The organism is Tenacibaculum sp. 47A_GOM-205m (assembly GCF_000518405.1).
GTDB lineage: Bacteria > Bacteroidota > Bacteroidia > Flavobacteriales > Flavobacteriaceae > Polaribacter > Polaribacter lutimaris.
On record NZ_JADN01000007.1, the window covers coordinates 216,021 to 235,202 of the forward strand.

Annotated in this window: 19 protein-coding genes; 12 read left to right on the forward strand and 7 right to left on the reverse strand. The window is 31.4% G+C overall.

All coding sequences use genetic code 11. The annotated features are described in order from the left end of the window. Positions 1-3: 3 nt before the first annotated feature. From N534_RS0108060 to N534_RS0108070, 3 genes are read right to left on the reverse strand one after another with little or no spacing between them, the layout of a single operon-like run. Positions 4-624 (reverse strand): trimeric intracellular cation channel family protein, encoded by a 621-nt coding sequence (locus tag N534_RS0108060; RefSeq protein WP_028892001.1) that lies wholly within the window; start codon positions 622-624, stop codon positions 4-6. Then, positions 625-1,746, reverse strand: a complete 1,122-nt coding sequence (locus tag N534_RS0108065; protein WP_028892002.1) for a DEAD/DEAH box helicase — start codon at positions 1,744-1,746, stop codon at positions 625-627. It abuts the gene before it with no gap. A 36-nt stretch (positions 1,747-1,782) separates the two neighbouring features. Next, the gene (locus N534_RS0108070; RefSeq protein WP_028892003.1) at positions 1,783-2,169 is read right to left on the reverse strand and encodes a thioesterase family protein; all 387 of its coding nucleotides are present in this window, start codon (positions 2,167-2,169) and stop codon (positions 1,783-1,785) included. 89 nt (positions 2,170-2,258) lie between these two features. On the opposite strand from N534_RS0108070, the gene N534_RS0108075 reads away from it, so the two are divergent. Beyond that, positions 2,259-3,596 (forward strand): MATE family efflux transporter, encoded by a 1,338-nt coding sequence (locus tag N534_RS0108075; RefSeq protein WP_028892004.1) that lies wholly within the window; start codon positions 2,259-2,261, stop codon positions 3,594-3,596. Here N534_RS0108075 and N534_RS0108080 read toward each other — a convergent pair. Next, positions 3,593-4,267 carry a DUF2461 domain-containing protein gene (locus N534_RS0108080; protein ID WP_028892005.1) on the reverse strand — a complete coding sequence of 225 codons (675 nt, stop codon included), beginning with the start codon at positions 4,265-4,267 and terminating at the stop codon, positions 3,593-3,595. The genes N534_RS0108075 and N534_RS0108080 overlap by 4 nt on opposite strands. Positions 4,268-4,350: 83 nt before the next feature. Next, the gene (gene ychF / locus N534_RS0108085; protein WP_028892006.1) at positions 4,351-5,442 is read right to left on the reverse strand and encodes a redox-regulated ATPase YchF; all 1,092 of its coding nucleotides are present in this window, start codon (positions 5,440-5,442) and stop codon (positions 4,351-4,353) included. 181 nt (positions 5,443-5,623) lie between these two features. Here ychF and N534_RS0108090 point away from each other — a divergent pair, with 181 nt between their 5' ends. Continuing rightward, positions 5,624-8,311, forward strand: a complete 2,688-nt coding sequence (locus N534_RS0108090) for a TonB-dependent receptor (RefSeq protein ID WP_028892007.1) — start codon at positions 5,624-5,626, stop codon at positions 8,309-8,311. 78 nt (positions 8,312-8,389) lie between these two features. Here N534_RS0108090 and N534_RS0108095 read toward each other — a convergent pair whose 3' ends face one another. Further along, positions 8,390-8,740, reverse strand: coding sequence for a 4Fe-4S dicluster domain-containing protein (locus N534_RS0108095; RefSeq protein ID WP_028892008.1), 351 nt, complete (start codon positions 8,738-8,740; stop codon positions 8,390-8,392). Positions 8,741-8,810: 70 nt separating this feature from the next. Here N534_RS0108095 and N534_RS0108100 point away from each other — a divergent pair, with 70 nt between their 5' ends. From N534_RS0108100 to N534_RS0108145, 10 genes are all read left to right on the forward strand, one after another. Then, a complete protein-coding gene (locus N534_RS0108100; protein ID WP_028892009.1) occupies positions 8,811-9,872 on the forward strand; it encodes an acyl-CoA reductase in 1,062 nt (353 codons plus the stop codon). A gap of 53 nt (positions 9,873-9,925) precedes the next feature. After that, entirely contained in the window at positions 9,926-10,990 is a 1,065-nt protein-coding gene (gene serC, locus N534_RS0108105) for a 3-phosphoserine/phosphohydroxythreonine transaminase (RefSeq protein ID WP_028892010.1), read from the forward strand. Positions 10,991-11,034: 44 nt separating this feature from the next. Then, the gene (locus N534_RS0108110) at positions 11,035-11,988 is read left to right on the forward strand and encodes a D-2-hydroxyacid dehydrogenase (protein ID WP_028892011.1); all 954 of its coding nucleotides are present in this window, start codon (positions 11,035-11,037) and stop codon (positions 11,986-11,988) included. 3 nt (positions 11,989-11,991) lie between these two features. Beyond that, positions 11,992-13,230 carry a DUF1015 domain-containing protein gene (locus N534_RS0108115; RefSeq protein WP_028892012.1) on the forward strand — a complete coding sequence of 413 codons (1,239 nt, stop codon included), beginning with the start codon at positions 11,992-11,994 and terminating at the stop codon, positions 13,228-13,230. Between the two features lie 29 nt (positions 13,231-13,259). Further along, entirely contained in the window at positions 13,260-13,925 is a 666-nt protein-coding gene (locus N534_RS0108120; RefSeq protein ID WP_028892013.1) for a YggS family pyridoxal phosphate-dependent enzyme, read from the forward strand. Positions 13,926-13,956: 31 nt separating this feature from the next. Then, positions 13,957-15,054: an exonuclease domain-containing protein gene (locus N534_RS0108125; RefSeq protein WP_028892014.1), complete on the forward strand. Its 1,098-nt coding sequence runs from the start codon at positions 13,957-13,959 to the stop codon at positions 15,052-15,054. Between the two features lie 32 nt (positions 15,055-15,086). Then, positions 15,087-15,902, forward strand: coding sequence for an ion transporter (locus N534_RS0108130; RefSeq protein ID WP_028892015.1), 816 nt, complete (start codon positions 15,087-15,089; stop codon positions 15,900-15,902). Further along, positions 15,903-16,811: a tRNA (adenosine(37)-N6)-dimethylallyltransferase MiaA gene (miaA, locus tag N534_RS0108135; RefSeq protein WP_028892016.1), complete on the forward strand. Its 909-nt coding sequence runs from the start codon at positions 15,903-15,905 to the stop codon at positions 16,809-16,811. It abuts the gene before it with no gap. A 67-nt stretch (positions 16,812-16,878) separates the two neighbouring features. Further along, a complete protein-coding gene (locus tag N534_RS0108140; protein ID WP_028892017.1) occupies positions 16,879-17,382 on the forward strand; it encodes an OmpH family outer membrane protein in 504 nt (167 codons plus the stop codon). A 6-nt stretch (positions 17,383-17,388) separates the two neighbouring features. Next, a complete protein-coding gene (locus N534_RS0108145; protein WP_028892018.1) occupies positions 17,389-18,204 on the forward strand; it encodes a DUF1853 family protein in 816 nt (271 codons plus the stop codon). Here the strand turns inward: N534_RS0108145 and N534_RS0108150 are convergent. After that, the gene (locus tag N534_RS0108150; protein WP_028892019.1) at positions 18,179-19,102 is read right to left on the reverse strand and encodes an EamA family transporter; all 924 of its coding nucleotides are present in this window, start codon (positions 19,100-19,102) and stop codon (positions 18,179-18,181) included. The genes N534_RS0108145 and N534_RS0108150 overlap by 26 nt on opposite strands. Positions 19,103-19,182: the final 80 nt, after the last annotated feature.

The window sequence follows — 19,182 nt, forward strand, 5'->3', positions numbered from 1 at the left end:
ATATTATTTTCCAAAAACATCTTTCTTAATTCTAGGTAATTCTAATTTATATTGTACAGCAATAGTTCTAACAGTAACAATTATTGCCGCAGAAATTACAAAAAGAAAATCTTCATTTATATTAAAAGAATGTAAAAGTAAGTATACCATACCTCCAGCTAAACAGGCAGATGCATAAATTTCTCTATGAAAAATTAACGGAATTTCATTCGTTAACACATCTCTAATAACTCCTCCCATTACAGCAGAAGACATTCCCATAACTAACGCCACAAACGGATGCAAATCAAAACTCAATCCTTTTTGAACACCTATTAAAGTAAATACACTAATACCAATCGTATCGAACAAAAACATCGTTTTTCTTAGTGGAGCTATTTTACTTCTAAATAAAAAAGTAACTACTACTGCTGTGAGTATTGTCCAAATATAATTGATATCACCAATCCAATTTATGGGATGCGCATTAATAAGTACATCTCTAGTCATACCACCACCTACAGCCGTAACAAAAGCAATAATTAGCACTCCAAAAACATCAAATTTTTTTCGAATAGCTACTAATGCTCCACTAATGGCAAATGCGAATGTTCCTGCGATGTCTATGGCGTAGATAATACTCATTTATATAGATATTTCTGAAAATTGTATTTGTAATTCCTTTTCTACTTCAGCAATACGATTTCTTTCATTTTGAAGAATTAAAGCTAAAGACACCCCTCTTTTACCTGCTCTGGCTGTTCTACCACTTCTGTGTGTATAATATTCTAACTTTTCTGGTAATTGATGATGTAGAACAAAACCTAGGTTTTGAACATCAATTCCCCTAGCAGCAACATCTGTAGAAACTAATATTTGAAGACTCTCATTTTTAAAAGCACGCATTACTTTATCGCGCTCCTTCTGTTGCATATCACCTTCTAACGCTTCAACTGAAAATCCTTCTTCTTTTAGTTCTTTAGTTAATTTTTGAGCTCCTGCTTTGGTTCTTGTAAATATTATACCTCTTTCAGCATGTCGTTTTTCTAAAAAAGAAACTATCTTATCAGTTTTTTCTTGAATTGTTGTTTGTACAAACTGATGTGTAATATTAGCATTCACCAACGAGTTCTTGTTTACCTCTACTTGTTTTGCTGAAGAACTCATATATTTTTTAATGATACTTCGTATTTCATCTGGCATGGTAGCTGAAAATAACCATGTTTTGCGAGTACCTGAAGTGGTATACTTTAAAATACGGTTTAATTCTAATTTAAATCCCATACTTAGCATTTCATCAGCTTCATCAAGTACAAGAGTTTTAATGTTTTTTAAATCGACTTCACCTCTTTCAATCAAATCAATTAAACGCCCAGGTGTAGCTACAACAATATGGGTAGTTCTCTTTAAATTATTAATTTGACGATCAATTTTTTCACCTCCAAAAACAGCTTCTACAAAAATTCGTTCATCTACATATTTAGTAAACTTAAATAATTGCTTTTTTATTTGTTGCGCCAATTCTCTTGTAGGAGCTAAAATCAATGCTTGAATATGGTCTTTAGAAGAGTTAATCTTATGTAAGATAGGTAATCCGTATGCTGCTGTTTTTCCTGTTCCTGTTTGCGCTAAGCCAATAAAATCTGAATTATTTTCAAGTAAGTAAGGTATCGCTTCTTCTTGCACTTCAGTAGGAGTTGTTATTCCTAACTCTTTCAATCCTTTTACATATTCTTTTCGTACTCCTAATGCGGTAAATGTTGTCATTGTATAAATTTATAAGTGCAAAGATATTGTTCTTTTTTACGGTAATAATAAGTTTGTTACTTCTTTCGTAATTCTTTTAGGCTTTTTAGTAACAGCATCTAATAAACAGAATGTGGTTTGTGATTTTACTAATAAAGTTTCATCTCTATATATTTCAAAATGACGAATAGATTTTATTCCTTCAGTTTTACCAACCCAAGTTCTAAGCGTTACTTCATCTCCTAACACAGCTTGATTTTTATAATCAACCTCATGACGAATAACAAACCAAACATAATCAATATTTGTCGCTTTTTTTGATAGTTCTTTCCAATGAGAATCAGAAATATTTTGCATCCATTGCACGTACACTACATTGTTTACATGGTTATACTCATCTATTTCATTAGCTGTTACAATATGTTTTTGTTCAAATATATTCATAAAACAAACTTACAGGTTTGATGTTAATTATTACTTAAATATAACGTAGATTTTAAATTAGAACGATTTTTCGTGTTAATTTAGGCAACATGAATAGAATCGCTGACGACTTAGGCACAAAAAGTATTAGTCAACTTCTTTTAAAACAAGCTATTCCTGCATCTATAGGTATTTTGGTGATGTCAATTAACATGATAGTAGACACTATTTTTGTTGGAAGATGGATTGGAGTGTTGGCTATTGCAGCTATCACTGTAGTATTGCCAATTGCTTTTTTAATCTCATCTATAGGAATGGGAGTTGGAATTGGAGGAAGCTCTATAATTTCCAGAGCATTAGGTGCTAATAAAGCTGATAAGGCTTTTGAAGTTTTTGGAAACCAAATATCATTAACTATTGTACTTTCAGTAATGTTTGTGCTTTTAGGAACCTTTTTTAGTACGCCTATTTTACACCTTTTTGGTGCTAATGGAGATATTATTGTACCTGCAACCGAATATTTTAACGTAATTGTTTGGGGTGTTCCTTTTTTAGCTTTTGCTATGATGGGAAACCCTGTTATTAGAGCAGTAGGAAAACCTAATTATGCTATGCTTACTATGCTGTTTCCTGCAGTTGCTAACATATTCTTAGATGTTGTTTTTATAAAATTTATGAATTTAGGAATGTTTGGTGCAGGATTAGCAACTTCTATTTCATATGTAGTAAGTGGATTATTCATTTTATGGTTTTTTATTTCAAAAAGAACTGAATTAAAAATTATTCCAAAGTATTTTAAATTAAATTTTTCTATTGTAAAAGAGATTATTTCTTTAGGAGGAATAACTGTAGTAAGACAAGGAACAATAAGTATTTTGACCATTATTTTAAATTATTCTCTTTTTAAATACGGAGGTGAAATTTCAATTGCAATCTATGGTATTATTAATAGAGTTATGTTATTTGCTTTGTTTCCTGTTTTAGGAGTAACACAAGGCTTTTTACCTATTGCTGGATACAATTATGGAGCTAACAATACAAAGAGAGTTAAGGAAGCCATAAAAACATCCATACTTTATGGTACTGGTATTGCTGTTTTAATTTTTATCATGATAATGTTATTTCCTAATGAGTTGGTTGGTGTCTTTACAGAAGACGAAAAGTTATTAAACCTTACTCCTAATGCATTAATTATAGCTTTTTTAGCAACTCCTGTAATTACTACTCAATTAATTGGATCTGCATACTTTCAAGCGGCAGGCAAAGCTTTACCTGCGCTATTGTTAACACTCTTAAAACAAGGAATCTTTTTAATTCCTTTAGTGTATATACTTCCTAAATTTTATGGTGTAAATGGTGTTTGGATGTCTTTTCCTATAGCTGATGTTTTATCTACTGTACTTACCTATGCTTATTTAAAAAGAGAAGTTAGATTACACCTGAATTAATCTAAAATACTTTCTCCATTTAAGTTTGTGGTTAACACATCACTCATGTAATTAAAAAACGGACGCAAAGCTTTAAAAGCATCATCTACCTTTGTTAAAAAGTCTGGTGCTAACACTTCTTTATCAGAAAAACGCTGAATAGCTATATAACCTTTTTTACGAATCAAATCGATATCTGGATGCTGTTTATCAAATCCTTTAGGAGCAGTTTTAAGCTCATCTCCTTCAAGTTTCCCATCAAAATACTTTGTATAGTTTTTCTCTTGTAAAATTTCCCTTATTTCAGAAGCGTCCATTTCAAACTCTTTACGAATACGAAGTAAATCCTCTTTGTTGGGTTCCCAAAATCCACCTGCTAAAAAACTATCTCCAGGACAAATATGTAAATAATACCCACCTCTTAACTCAGGCTTTTTTCTATGAAAAGAACCTCCAAAATGTGTTTTATAAGGTGTTTTATCTTTTGAAAAACGAACATCTCTATAAATCCTAAATAATTTATGTTTATCAACTTCATCGTGTTTATTCAAATTTTCCTGAATGGTTTTGTATACCTCTTTTGCATTGTTTTGAGCGTAGGTAAAATCCTTTTTATGTTCAGTAAACCAATCACGATTGTTGTTCTCTTTTAAGTCTTTTAAAAACTGAAATGTTTGTTTTTTGAGTTGCATTATTGTGAGTGAATTTGGAATTCTAAGGTACAAAAAAACTCCACTATCATCTAGTGGAGTTTGTATTTTATATTTGGATAAACTTACACGTTAAATCTAAAGTGCATTACATCACCGTCTTTAACAATGTATTCCTTCCCTTCTACTCTCATTTTACCAGCTTCTTTTACTTTAGCTTCACTACCATAAGTAACAAAATCATCATATCCAATAGTTTCAGCACGGATAAACCCTTTTTCAAAATCGGTATGAATTACCCCAGCAGCTTGTGGTGCTGTTGATCCTACAGGAATAGTCCAAGCTCTTACTTCTTTAACACCCGCAGTAAAATAAGTTTGTAAGTTTAATAATTTATATGCTGAACGAATTAAACGAGAAACTCCTGCCTCTTCTAATCCGATATCAGCTAAAAACATTTGACGTTCTTCGTAGTCTTCCAACTCTGTAATATCAGCTTCTGTACCTACAGCTAATACAATTACCTCTGCATTTTCATCAGCTACAGCTTCTTTTACCTTATCAACATAAGCATTTCCTGAAACTGCTGAACCTTCATCAACATTACAAACATATAACACAGGTTTAGCTGTAATGAATTGCAATGGTTTTACAAATTCATCTTCTTTTTCAGTAAACTCGATTGAACGTATAGATTTCCCTTCTAATAAAGTAGCCTCAACTTTCAATAAAATTTCTAATTCTACCTGAGCTTCTTTATTTCCTGTTTTAGCAGTTCTTTTCACACGCTCTAAACGTTTTTGAACTGTTTCTAAATCTTTTAATTGAAGTTCTATATCAATTGTTTCTTTATCACGTATAGGGTCTACAGATCCATCAACGTGTACAATATTATCATTATCAAAACAACGTAATACGTGTAAGATAGCATCAGTTTCTCGAATATTTGCTAAGAATTGATTTCCTAAACCTTCACCTTTACTTGCTCCTTTTACCAATCCTGCAATATCTACAATCTCTACAGTTGCAGGCAATACTCTTTCAGGATTTACTAATTCCTCTAATTTTTCTAAACGAGTATCTGGTACATTTACCACTCCTAAATTTGGTTCAATTGTACAAAACGGAAAGTTAGCACTTTGTGCCTTCGCGTTTGATAAACAGTTAAAAAGGGTTGATTTCCCTACGTTTGGTAATCCTACAATTCCAGCTTTCATTCTATGTCTTTATTGAAATTTTGCGAGTGCAAATATAATGCTTTGCTTTCTAAAAACACTATTTATTTAAAACTCATTAACTACATCTATATATTGGTGTTTAATTAAAAAATTAACATTAATTTAAGATTTTAGTTGATTTTAACTATTTTTAGATATTAATAAACTAAAAGCTTTTCTTATGTCTAAACAAAAACTTTTTGTCATTTGCTTTTTATTTCTTGGATTACAAGTAATACATGCTCAAATACAAATAAAAGGAACGGTAAAGGATGTCAATAATGAACCTTTACCAGGAGCTAACATTCTAGAAAAAGGAACTACTAATGGAACTGCTACAGATTTTAATGGGGAGTTCTCCTTAAAAGTAGCTAATGATGGAATACTTATTGTGAGTTTTTCGGGATTTGAAACTCAAGAAATTCCTATCAATGGAAAAACTAGCTTCGATATTATATTACAAGAAGGGTTACAACTAGAAGAAGTTGTTATTGTAGGGTCTAGAAATGTAAGAAGAACAGCAATAGACACTCCTGTTCCAGTTGATGTTATTGACGTAGGTGACTTGGCTACCAAAAATGGTAAAGTAGAAGTCAATGATATTTTACAATATGCAGCCCCATCCTTTAATGCTACAAAACAATCTGGTTCTGATGGTGCTGATCATATAGTGCCTGCTTCTTTACGTGGCTTAGGACCTGATCAAACATTGGTATTGATTAATGGAAAAAGACGTCATCAATCATCATTGGTTAACATTTTTGGGACACGTGGGCGTGGAAATTCAGGAACCGATTTAAATGCAATTCCTTCCGCTGCAATTAAAAGAATTGAAGTTTTAAGAGACGGAGCTTCTGCTCAATATGGTTCTGATGCTATTGCAGGTGTTATTAATATTGTTTTAAAAGATAATACCGATGGGGTTTCAGGAAGTTTAGGTTATGGTGCTTTTAGTACTGCAATTGGAGATGGATGGGCTGAAGCTACTGGTGAAACTTTATACAATGTGGAAGGAAAGAATAGATTGGATGGAGAGGACAAAAGTTTTGATGGAGGAACTTTTAAGTTAGACTTAAATTACGGGGCAAAACTGAATGATAAAGGAGGCTTTGTAAACTTTACTACCGAACTATTATCTAAGGAAAGAACCTTAAGACCAGGGTTTTCTTGGCGTAAAGGATATGGTAGCGCCGCTATTGACGGGTTTAACTTTATGGTAAATGCTAGTTTACCTATTAATGATAACACCGAAGTATATGCTTTTGGAGGAAGAAATTATAGAGATACCGATGCTTATGCTTTTTCAAGAGATAGTTATGCAGATGGTGATAATCGAAGTGTTCCAAGCATACATCCAAATGGTTTTACTCCAAGAATTACTTCAAATATCACTGATATTTCAGTTTCTGCAGGAATTAAATATAAATTAGAAAATGGTTGGGAAGTTGATTTTAATAATACCTACGGAGAAAACAAGTTTCATTACTTTATAAAAGACTCTAATAATGCTTCGATGAAAGACGCTTCTCCTACTGATTTTAATGCTGGAGGGCATAGTTTATCACAAAATACTACAGGATTAGATTTTACCAAATATCTAGAAGATTTAATGAGTGGAGTTAACTTAGCTTTTGGACTAGAATACAGAACAGAAAACTTTATCATTTTTTCTGGAGAAGAAGCTTCATATGGGTTATATGATGATAATGGAGTTTTAATGACAAATCCTGCTGTTCAACCTGTTGCTGTTGATGGTAATGGGGAGGAACTACCTGGAGGGTCTCAAGGATTCCCTGGTTACGGGCCAGATAATGAAGTGGACCGTTCTAGAAGTAATGTAGGTCTTTATTTTGATTCTGAATTTAATTTTACCGAGAAATTTTTAGTAGGTGCAGCTCTTCGCTTTGAAGATTATAGTGACTTTGGAAGTACTTTTAATTTTAAGTTAGCCTCAAGATTTAAAGCGAGTGACAATTTAACATTGAGAGGGTCTATTTCTTCAGGATTTAGAGCTCCTTCATTGGCTCAATTATATTATAATTTAAAATTTACCAATATTGTAAATGGAGAATCTCTTCCTTCATTGCTATCTGCTAACAACAGTACCGTAACTAAAGCTTTTGGTATAGAGCAGCTAAAAGAAGAAACTGCTTTTAATGCTAGTTTAGGTTTTACCTATAAAATAGGCGGATTTACCGCAACAATTGATGCCTATTCAATTACTGTTGATGATCGTATTATTTTAACGGATAACTTTGATGCATCAGGATTAAATTTAGGAGTTGATGCAGCTCAGTTCTTTGCAAATGGTGTCGACACCAAAACTCAAGGGATAGATATTGTTTTAAACTATAAAAAAACCTTTGATGAACACAGAGTTAATGTAGGTTTAGTAGGGAATTTTAATGACACTGAAATTGAAAAAATAAATAATGGTAATTTAAATAGATTTACATTTTTCAGCCCTTTTTCTGAAGCGTATTTAAAAGCTGCAGCTCCAGACCATAAATTTGGATTAAATCTAGGGTATGGTTACAAAAAGCTTGATGTATCTTTAAACTTCACTAAATTTAGCGAAGTGCAATTACAAGATTTTCAATGGGTTGAATCACCTGCAACTACTCAAGCAGAAGCAGACGCTTTATATTCTGTAGCTACTGACATTTATGAAAGTAAAATTACAACTGACTTAAGTTTAAGTTATGCTTTTACTAATAAAATAACCTTTACTATTGGAGGAAATAACATTTTTAACGTGTACCCTACTCCACAATTTGATGGATGGACTGATCAAGGAGGATTAGCTGATTCTGTACAAATGGGATCAGATGGAGCTTATTTCTTTACTAGATTAGGTTTTAAACTTTAAAAAGTTAGTCACGTAAAACAAAAAAATCCCGAGAATATTCTCGGGATTTTTTGTTCTATTTAAAAGTAGAATTACTTTCTATTCGTTATGCATAAAACGTTGTTTCGCTAATAACTCCTCTTCTGTTTCTACATTATCTTCATCAGGAACACAACAATCTACAGGGCAAACTGCAGCACATTGTGGTTCTTCATGAAAACCTTTACATTCAGTACATTTATCAGCAACGATGTAATAAATTTCATCCGAAATAGGCTCTTGATCTTCGTCTGCATTGGCAGATTTACCGTTTGGTAAAACAATATTTCCTGTTAAATCAGTACCGTCTGCATATTTCCAATCATCAGCTCCTTCGTAAATAGCTGTGTTTGGACATTCAGGTTCACAAGCCCCACAATTTATACATTCATCTGTTATTATAATTGCCATAATTAATCTCTTTCAGTTTTGTAACTTTGCACACGCAAAAATAGTTCCAATTTAATTTAGAACCAAATAAATGGATAGTATAAAAAGTAGAATTAACGCTTTTCATAAACTAGGAGAATTTTTAAGCCAGTTTTCTCAAGAAAAAATCGAGAAAAAAGAGCATATAGAACATAATGAGTTATTTTTTGACGGATTTAAACATCAGCTTAAAATAGCAGAAGAAAATAATACATGGTTTACAAGAGAAAACTTACTGTTTTCAATTGAAAACTGGACAAAGGCATTGACTTCTGATAATTTAACAGAATGGACTTCTAAAGAAAATTTAGGAGGAAATAATGCTAAGTTAGTTGCCGTTATTATGGCTGGAAATATTCCTTTAGTTGGATTTCACGATTTTTTATCGGTATTAATTTCTGGACATTCTGTTTTAGTTAAACAATCGTCAAACGATAAACATTTATTACCTTTTTTAGCTAAGTATTTGGAGTATGTTGAACCTGAATTGAAAGGTAAAATATCATTTACTGAAGAAAAACTGACTGGTTTTGATGCAGTGATTGCTACGGGAAGTAATAATACCGCTCGTTATTTCGAATATTATTTTAAAGGTAAGCCTAGTATTATCCGAAAGAATAGGAATTCTGTTGCGGTATTAACTGGTGACGAATCTGAAAAACAAATGCAAAATTTAAGTGAAGATGTTTTTCGTTATTTCGGATTAGGATGTCGTTCGGTTTCAAAAATATTCATTCCAAAAGACTATAATTTTGATGCTTTTTTTAATGGAATGTACCAACAGCATGAAATAATCAACAATGTTAAATACGCTAACAATTACGATTATAACAAAGCGGTGTATTTAATGAGTGAATTTGATATTTTAGAGAATGGTTTTTTAATGATTAAAGAAGATGAAAGTTACGCCTCTCCTATTGCTTCTGTTTTTTATGAGTATTATGACAATGCAGATGATTTAAAAATTAAGTTGTGGGAAGATAGAGAGCAAATTCAATGTGTGGTAGCTAACAATTTTATCGAAAATGAAATTGAGTTCGGACAAACACAATATCCTAAGCTGTGGGATTATGCTGATGGGGTAAATACACTAGAATTTTTATCAAAAATTTAAAAGAGAGTCTCTGTATAAATTTGCACCTTTGTGTAACAAAACACAACTGACAAATGAAAAAACACAACTTTAGCGCTGGACCTTGTATATTACCTGAGGAAGTGCTTCAAAAAGCTTCTGAAGCGGTTATTAATTTTAATAATGATAACTTATCTCTAATTGAAATTTCTCACAGAAGTCAACCTTTTGTAGAGGTAATTGAGAAAGCAAGAAGTTTAGCTTTAGAGTTATTAGGATTAGAAAACAAAGGCTATAAAGCATTGTTTTTACAAGGTGGTGCAAGTATGCAATTTTTAATGGTTGCATACAATTTATTAAATAAAAAAGCAGCGTATTTAAATACCGGAACTTGGAGTAGCAATGCAATTAAAGAAGCAAGACTATTTGGTGAATTGGTAGAAGTAGCTTCTTCTAAAGATCAAAATTTCAAATATATACCGAAAGGATATCAAATTCCAACGGATGTAGATTACTTCCATTGTACTAGTAATAATACCATTTACGGAACACAAATGAAGAGTTTTCCTGAAACTTCGGTTCCTGTGGTATGTGATATGAGTTCTGATATTTTTTCTCGTCAATTAGATTTTTCAAAGTTTGATTTAATCTATGCTGGAGCTCAAAAAAATATGGGACCCGCTGGTACCACCCTTGTTGTAATAAAAGAAGACATTTTAGGTAAAGTTGAACGTCAAATTCCTTCAATGTTAAACTATCAAGTGTTTATCGATAAAGATAGCATGTTTAATACACCTCCTGTATTTCCAGTATATACTTCAATGCTAACTTTAGAATGGTTAAAAGATTTAGGTGGAATTGAATTTATTGAAAAAGTAAACGAGAAAAAATCAGCTTTGCTATATAATGAGATAGATAGAAATCCATTATTTAAAGGTATTGCAGCAATAGAAGATCGTAGTCATATGAATGCAACTTTCACTTTAACCGATGAAAGCTTACAAGCTAAGTTTGATAAAATGTGGCAAGAAGCCAATATCAATGGATTAAGTGGTCATAGAAGTGTTGGTGGTTACCGTGCAAGCATGTACAACGCCTTACCTTTATACAGTGTTCAGGCCTTAGTAGATGTAATGCAAGAATTAGAAAGAATAAGTTAGATACAACGTCATTTTTTATAATGGCATTTTTAATATAAAGAACGATGAAGATATTAGTGACCGATGGAATTTCCGCTAGTGGAATACAAGCTTTAGAAGACAAAGGCTTTGAAGTAATAAACACTAAAGTTGCACAAGAGCAATTAGAAAACTATATAAACGACCATACTATTGATGCTATTACAGTAGGTAATACTACACAAGTACGACAAGAGTTAATCGATGCTTGCCCAAGCATTAAACTTATTGCTTGTTTAGGAACCGAAATGGATAATATTGATGTTGATTATGCTATTGATAATGGAGTTCATGTAATTAATACTCAAGAAGCCTCTGCTCTATCAGTAGCTGAATTGGTATTCGCACATTTATTCGGAATGGTTCGCTTTTTACACCAATCCAATCGTGAGATGCCTTTAGAAGGCGACCTGAGTTTCAATTTATTAAAAAGGCAATTTTCTCAAGGAATTGAATTGAGAGGTAAAACTTTAGGTATTGTAGGTTTTGGTCATATCGGACAAGAGGTAGCTAAAATGGCTTTAGGATTGGGTATGAAAATAGTAGCGACTGATACTGAAGTTGAGAATGCAACTATTACAATTCCTTTTTTCGATGGACAATCAGTTAATTTTTCTGTAAAAACACAATCGTTAAATGATGTTTTATCAAAATCTGATTTTGTAACCTTGCATTTACCAGCACAAGAAGAGTATGTTATAGAAGCTGCCCAGTTAGATAAAATGAAAGATGGGGTTGGAATTATTAATACTTCAAGAGGAAGTGTTTTAAATGAAGTTGATTTAGTAAATGCTATTGAAAGTGGCAAAGTTAAATATGCTGGATTAGATGTTTTTGAAAATCAACCAACTCCTGAAATTCAATTATTAATGAATCCTGAAATTTCTATGACTCCTCATATTGGAGCGTCTACTATAGAAGCGCAAGAAAGAATTGGAGTTGAGTTAGCCAATAAAATTATAAAATTGTTAAGCGAATAATTCATGGCGATTGTAAAACCTTTTAAAGCGGTAAGAGCTACTCGTGATAAAGTAGCATTAGTATCTTCAAAATCGTATGAAATTTATACTCCTGCGGAAATTGGAGCAAAGTTAGACTTTAATCCGTATACATTTTTACATGTAATTAATCCTGGGTATAAATATCATAAACAAGATGTAACGGGGGAACAACGCTTTAAATTGGTGCATAATCGTTATTTGGAGTTTAAAGAGAACGAAGTTTTTAAACAAGATGAAACTCCCGCTTTTTATGTATATCAAAAAATAACTCCTTCCGATAATTTCTGTGGAATTATAGCTGCAACTTCTGTTGAAGATTACCATAGCAATGTTATAAAAAAACATGAAGACACTTTAAGAGAACGTGAGTTATTGTTTGAAAACTATTTAAAAAATACAGGTTTTAATGCAGAACCGGTTTTACTTACTTACCCTGATAATGAGGTAATAAATTCAATCATACAAAAATATCAGGAACAACGACCAGAATACGAATTTTCTACTTCCGATAGAGATTTACATTTTTTGTGGGTCGTTAATGATAGCAAGGATGTAGCTCAAATTTCTGAAGCATTTCAACAAGTAAATACTTTATATATTGCTGACGGACATCATCGCTCTACTTCTTCTTGTTTATTAGCTCAAAACTTAGCTGAAAACAATCCAGAGCATACAGGTAAAGAGGACTATAATTATTTTATGAGCTATTTATTACCTGAAAGTCAGTTGAAAATTTACGAGTTCAATAGATTTATTAAAGATTTGAACGGATTAACTCCTGAAGAATTACTGATTGAATTAGACACGCACTTCAGAATAGAAAATCGTGGACAAGAATTGTATAAACCTAAAGAAAAACATCATTTTAGCATGTATTTAAATGGTGAATTTTATGCCTTGTATTTGCGTAAATCACTCTATAATTTCACAGATTGCCTAAGCGAGTTAGATGCGTACATTTTATATACAACGGTATTACAACCTATTTTAGGAATAGATGATATTAGAAACGCTTCTAAAATTGTGTATTCTCAAAATAAATCAGACGGATTGGAATTAAAAACCAAGGTTGATAGTGGGGAGTTTAAAGTTTCGTTTGGAATGTTACCTACCAACATCGCAGAATTAAAAACTATTGTAGATGCAGGCTTAATGATGCCTCCTAAAACTACATACATAGAGCCTAAATTACGCAGTGCTTTAACTATTTACGAATTTTAGTACTGTTTCCAGTACACACAGTTATTATTATGACAGGAATTAAAGAAAATCTTCAAAAAATAAAATCAAGTTTACCAGAACATGTAACTTTAGTAGCAGTTTCAAAAACGAAACCTGTTTCCGATTTGCAGGAAGCTTACGATGCAGGTCAACGTATATTTGGAGAAAATAAGATTCAAGAAATGGTTACCAAATATGATGAACTTCCAAAGGATATTCAATGGCACATGATTGGACACTTACAACGCAATAAAGTTAAATACATGGCACATTTTGTGCATTTAGTTCATGGTGTAGACAGCTTTAAAACCTTACAAGAAATTGACAAACAAGCTAAAAAACACAATAGAGTTATTAATTGTTTATTACAAGCTCGTATAGCCAAAGAAGATACCAAATTCGGATTACCTTTTAACGAAATAGAAGAAATTTTAGCATCGGATGAATTAAAAGAGTTAAAGAACATCAAAATCGTTGGGTTGATGGGAATGGCAACGTTTACTGATAATCAAGAGCAATTACAAGATGAATTTTCATCCTTAGCGAGCTTCTTCAATAAAAATCAAGAAAAATATTCGAATCTAACTACTCTATCTATGGGAATGAGTGGAGATTATGAATTAGCCATTGAAAACGGAAGTAATATGGTACGAATAGGAAGCTCTATTTTTGGAGTTAGAAATTATATTGCTTAGATTTACATAAATCTGCTAAAAAAAGAGAGAATTGTACGCTATTTTAGACATAGAGACTACTGGAGGAAAGTATAACGAAGAAGGAATTACTGAAATTGCTATTTATAAATTTGATGGACATCAAGTCGTAGATCAATTTATTAGTTTAGTGAATCCGGAAAGAGAAATCCAAGAATTTGTTGTTAAACTAACAGGAATTAACAATAAAATGCTCCGTAATGCTCCTAAATTTTATGAAATAGCAAAACGAATCGTTGAAATTACAGAAGGTTGCTTTGTTGTTGCTCACAATGCCAATTTTGATTATCGAATTTTACGAACAGAATTCAACCGTCTTGGTTATGATTATAAGCGTAATACGTTGTGCACTGTTACCCTTAGCAAAAAACTGATTCCTGAAGCTCCTTCACATAGTTTAGGTAAGTTATGTAGGTTTATCGGTATTCCAATGTCTGACCGTCATAGAGCTACAGGTGATGCATTAGCCACCATACAATTATTTAAATTACTATTAGAAAAAGACACCGAAAAAGAGATTATCCAACAATCCATCAAGTATTTTGATAATAGACACGAAAAATTTCGAGTTCAAAAAATATTAGACGGTCTACCAGAAAAACAAGGGGTATACTACATTCACAATAAAGAAGGCAGTATTATTTACATTGGTAGAGGAAACAATATGAAACATGAAGTAAATAAGCTTTTTTTAACAGAAACCAGAAAAGGTTTAAAAATAGCAAAAAGAGCTTCGGAAGTTACTTTTAATGAAACTGGTAATTTACTTTTTACACGTCTTAAATATCATTTAGAACTAGAAAAATTAAGACCTAAATACAATATTATCAGAAGAAAAAAAATTGCAGATAAAAACTTTAATCATGATCACATGATGATTATTGATAAAGGTCGTATTCCAGAAGAACACGCTGTGATTTTAATAGAAAGTAATGAAGTAATAGGTTACACATATACAAACTTAGCTTTTCAAGAAAATCAATTATCTATCTTAAAATCAATGCTGACTCCTATTGAAAACAAAGAGCTAGCAAAAACGATAATTAAAAACTACTTGTTAAAGAACAAAGTGTCTAAAATTGTACGATTACAAGTTGAAAATAATTTGTAATATTGTTGTAAACCACTCAATAATTTACTGTTTTGGAAGAAAAATCACTTAATTGGAGGGATAAATTACACGAAATAATTTATGAAGCAGATACTCCTGCTGGAAGGTTATTTGATATCGTGTTGTTATTTGCTATTTTAGCAAGTATCATACTGGTAATGCTAGAAAGTGTAGATAGTTTTGATAAAAAGCACCATACTTTTTTATATATATCAGAGTGGATTATTACAATTCTTTTTTCAATAGAATACATTCTAAGAATTATATCTATCAATAAACCAACTAAATATATTTTTAGTTTTTATGGAATTATAGATTTCTTATCAACAGTTCCTATGTATTTTACCTTCTTCTTTGTAGGCTCACATAGTAGCTTAATAGCTTTAAGAGCTTTACGTTTATTAAGAGTTTTTAGAATCCTTAAAGTATCAAGGTATATAGGTGAGTCTAATCAACTTATTAAGGCATTAAATGCCAGTAAAGCTAAAATTGGTGTATTCCTTTATTTTGTATTGATCATCTGTATCATTTTAGGTTCTATTATGTATTTTATTGAAGGTGCAGAAAATGGTTTTACCAGTATTCCTAGAAGTATTTATTGGTCCATCGTAACCCTTACTACAGTTGGTTACGGTGACATTGCACCACAAACTGCTTTAGGACAATTTATAGCGAGTATAACCGTAATTATTGGTTATGCTATTATTGCTATTCCTACAGGAATTGTGAGTTCTGAAATGACAAAAAAGAAAGTAGATTTAAATACTCAATCTTGCTCAAATTGCTCGTACGAAGGTCATAAAGATGATGCAGAATTTTGCTATCATTGCGGAACAAAACTGAACTAAATGCCACAAACAAATACCTTAATTACAATTGTAGGAGCTACGGCTATAGGAAAAACAGCACTTAGTATTAAACTAGCTCAAAATTTTAACTGTGATATTATTTCGTGTGATTCTCGTCAGTTTTATAAAGAAATGACTATAGGAACAGCGGTTCCTGATCCAGATGAACTAGCTGATGCCCCACACCACTTCATTCAAAATCGTAGTATTTTTGAAGATTATTCAGTAGGCCAGTTTGAAAAAGATGCTTTAGCTAAATTAGATGAGTTATTTGTTAAAAATTCAGTCCAAATTATGGTAGGCGGTAGTGGATTATATGTAGATGCTGTATTGAAAGGTCTTGATGAATTCCCTGATGTAGCCCCTCAAATTAGGATTGATTTAACTACTGAACTTGAAAATAAAGGAATTGAACATCTTCAACAGCTATTAAAAGAATTAGATATTGAAACCTACAATACAATTGCTATTGACAATCCACATCGATTAATTCGTGCCTTGGAAATTTGTATTGGAACAGGAGAAACATATAGCTCTTTTAAAAACAAACCAAAAGCTCCCCGCAATTTTCAAACTATAAAAATTGGTTTAAAAGCAGATAGAGAAATTATGTACGATCGTATCAACCATCGAGTAGATATTATGGTTGAAAATGATCTAATTGAAGAAGCTAAACAATTACACCAACATAAAGAGTTAAACGCATTACAAACAGTTGGATATAGAGAATTATTTGAATATTTTGAAGGTAACTTTACTAAAGAGTTTGCTATTGAAGAAATAAAGAAAAATTCTCGAAGGTTTGCCAAACGTCAAGGAACTTGGTTTCGTAAAGATCCTGAAATTATTTGGTTTGATTTTAAGGAAGATGTAAATAACATTATTACAACCATTGAGAGTAAAAAATAAAATTTAACGAATTTTAAGGTTCGTACATTAACCACTTTTTTATATTTGTCACAAAACACAGAAATTTATGAAATTAAAAATCACATTTATACTAGCTTTATTTTTTATCGGATTTACAAATGCACAAACGAAAGTTGGTACTGTAGATAGCGAATTAATTATTAGTAAAATGCCACAAATGAAAGGTGTTTTGCAACGTGTAGAAAACTATGGTAAACAATTAGATTCTAGTTTTCAAATTAAAGCAACAGAGTATAAATCTAAAATTGATTCTTTTAAGGCTGAAGAAAAAATAATGACGGATGATGATAAGAAGACTCGAGTTCAAGAAATACAAGTACTAGAACAAGAAATGGCTAAATTTCGTCAAAACGGAACAGCAATGATGCAAATTCAACGAGAACAAAGCTTACGTCCGTTATATAAAAAAGTAAGTGAAGTAATTGCTGAAGTAGCCAAAGAAAATGGATACACTCAAATTTTGACGACTACAGGAAATGAATTTGGATACCTTGATGAACGTTTTGACATCACAAAATTAGTGTTAGATAAACTAGGAATTAAAGAGTAATTCTTTATGTACCAAAAACAAAAAGATTTACAATTACAATACGAAGGATTTTTACAAACACCTTTTCTATGGCATGGAAAAGGTGTTTTTGATTTAGAACAATTTTGTGTTTCAAAAGTTAAAACAGCCTCATTTTCCGAGGAAATTATACAAAAATTACGTTTAGGTAAATTAGTAGAGCGTTTTGTTTCATTTGAATTAAATCATGATACTTCTCTATCAATCCTCGCTGAGAACATTCAAATTCAAAAAGAAAAAATTACTCTAGGTGAATTAGATTGTTTATTGTTGAAAAATAAGAAACCAATTCATTTAGAAATTATATATAAGTTCTACTTATATGATGCTTCTGTTGGTAATTCTGAAGTTGAACATTGGATTGGACCAAATCAACGAGATTCTCTTATTCAAAAGCTAACAAAGCTTCAAGAAAAACAATTACCACTACTCTACTCCAATCATACTAAAACTTATTTAGATGAATTAAAATTGAGTGTAGATGAAATAATACAACAAGTATATTTTAAAGCACAATTATTTGTTCCTTTAAAAGACTTCGGAAAAAACTTTAAACAACTAAATAATGAGTGTATTTATGGATTTTATATCTACCCGAAAGAGTTACCACAATTTTCCGATTGTAAATTCTATATTCCAACTAAACATAACTGGTTAGTAAACCCACATTCAAATATTAACTGGTTAACTTTTGAAATCTTTCAAAATAAAATTCAACAGTTTTTAAATGAAGAAAACTCCCCTCTTTGTTGGTTGAAAAAACCAAATGGAGAACTTCTTAAATTTTTTGTGGTTTGGTGGTAACTTTCAATTTTGATATTCGTTTTCTTGAAGTAATAAAATAAACTCCTGATAATAATACAATAGATGCTATTACCGATTGTGTTGTTAAGGTTTCATCTAAAAAATACCACCCTAAAAATAAGGCTACTACAGGATTAACATACGCTGATGTTGATACTTTTTCCGTTGGAACAATTTTTAATAAATAATTAAAAGATGTAAATGCAACAATACTTCCGAAAACAATTAACAAAAACATAGCTCCTTGCGCTTTAAAAGACCAGTCCAAAGGGGAAGACCAAGTTTCTTTTAATAAAACAGAACCTATAAAGAGAAAAAATCCTGCAAAAAGCATTTGATAACCTGTACTTACAAAGAAGTTTTTAGGAAGCTTAGCTTTGGCTACAAAAACACTACCATAACTCCAACTTAACACACATGAAAAAATCATAAAGATCCCTATTAGCATATCTTTTGAAGTCGTAATTTCATTTTGACTTACTAATAAGTACATTCCTATAATTCCTAAAACAACTCCAATAATAGATTGTCTTTGCATTTTCTTTCCATCAATTAAACGTAATAGTAATAACACAAATAAAGGCTGTGTTGCCGCTAATAAAGCACCAAAACCACTATCTACAAATTTTAATGCCCATACAAACATCCCATTTCCATACACTAAAAAAAGAAAACCAGCTATCGCAGAATTTAAAAGTTGTTTTTTAGTCACTTTTATTTCTCTTTTTAAAAGTTTAGCTATAAGCATGATTAGCGCTCCCGATATAGAAAAACGAATTGCTGCTAATAACAGTGGAGAAACCTCAGTAACAACAATTTTATTTAGCAAATAGGTTGATCCCCAAATAACATAAATAGCTATAAAAGCAGCTATAACAAGCGGTTTAGATTCTTTCATTTTATCTATATTCTAATGCGCTAAAAGTACGATAAAACCTTTTTGCTTGTTCTTGAAAAAGAAAAAATCGTTTGAAAATA

What these genes read in the sequence shown, in the direction of transcription:
- N534_RS0108095 (WP_028892008.1), bottom strand. Translation starts at nt 8,740, where the DNA reads ATGGCAATTATAATAACAGATGAATGTATAAATTGTGGGGCTTGTGAA.
- N534_RS0108070 (WP_028892003.1), bottom strand. Translation starts at nt 2,169, where the DNA reads ATGAATATATTTGAACAAAAACATATTGTAACAGCTAATGAAATAGAT.
- N534_RS0108060 (WP_028892001.1), bottom strand. Translation starts at nt 624, where the DNA reads ATGAGTATTATCTACGCCATAGACATCGCAGGAACATTCGCATTTGCC.
- N534_RS0108075 (WP_028892004.1), top strand. Translation starts at nt 2,259, where the DNA reads ATGAATAGAATCGCTGACGACTTAGGCACAAAAAGTATTAGTCAACTT.
- serC (WP_028892010.1), top strand. Translation starts at nt 9,926, where the DNA reads ATGAAAAAACACAACTTTAGCGCTGGACCTTGTATATTACCTGAGGAA.
- N534_RS0108065 (WP_028892002.1), bottom strand. Translation starts at nt 1,746, where the DNA reads ATGACAACATTTACCGCATTAGGAGTACGAAAAGAATATGTAAAAGGA.
- N534_RS0108100 (WP_028892009.1), top strand. Translation starts at nt 8,811, where the DNA reads ATGGATAGTATAAAAAGTAGAATTAACGCTTTTCATAAACTAGGAGAA.
- N534_RS0108145 (WP_028892018.1), top strand. Translation starts at nt 17,389, where the DNA reads ATGTACCAAAAACAAAAAGATTTACAATTACAATACGAAGGATTTTTA.
- N534_RS0108110 (WP_028892011.1), top strand. Translation starts at nt 11,035, where the DNA reads ATGAAGATATTAGTGACCGATGGAATTTCCGCTAGTGGAATACAAGCT.
- ychF (WP_028892006.1), bottom strand. Translation starts at nt 5,442, where the DNA reads ATGAAAGCTGGAATTGTAGGATTACCAAACGTAGGGAAATCAACCCTT.
- N534_RS0108140 (WP_028892017.1), top strand. Translation starts at nt 16,879, where the DNA reads ATGAAATTAAAAATCACATTTATACTAGCTTTATTTTTTATCGGATTT.
- N534_RS0108080 (WP_028892005.1), bottom strand. Translation starts at nt 4,267, where the DNA reads ATGCAACTCAAAAAACAAACATTTCAGTTTTTAAAAGACTTAAAAGAG.
- N534_RS0108115 (WP_028892012.1), top strand. Translation starts at nt 11,992, where the DNA reads ATGGCGATTGTAAAACCTTTTAAAGCGGTAAGAGCTACTCGTGATAAA.
- miaA (WP_028892016.1), top strand. Translation starts at nt 15,903, where the DNA reads ATGCCACAAACAAATACCTTAATTACAATTGTAGGAGCTACGGCTATA.
- N534_RS0108090 (WP_028892007.1), top strand. Translation starts at nt 5,624, where the DNA reads ATGTCTAAACAAAAACTTTTTGTCATTTGCTTTTTATTTCTTGGATTA.
- N534_RS0108120 (WP_028892013.1), top strand. Translation starts at nt 13,260, where the DNA reads ATGACAGGAATTAAAGAAAATCTTCAAAAAATAAAATCAAGTTTACCA.
- N534_RS0108150 (WP_028892019.1), bottom strand. Translation starts at nt 19,102, where the DNA reads ATGAAAGAATCTAAACCGCTTGTTATAGCTGCTTTTATAGCTATTTAT.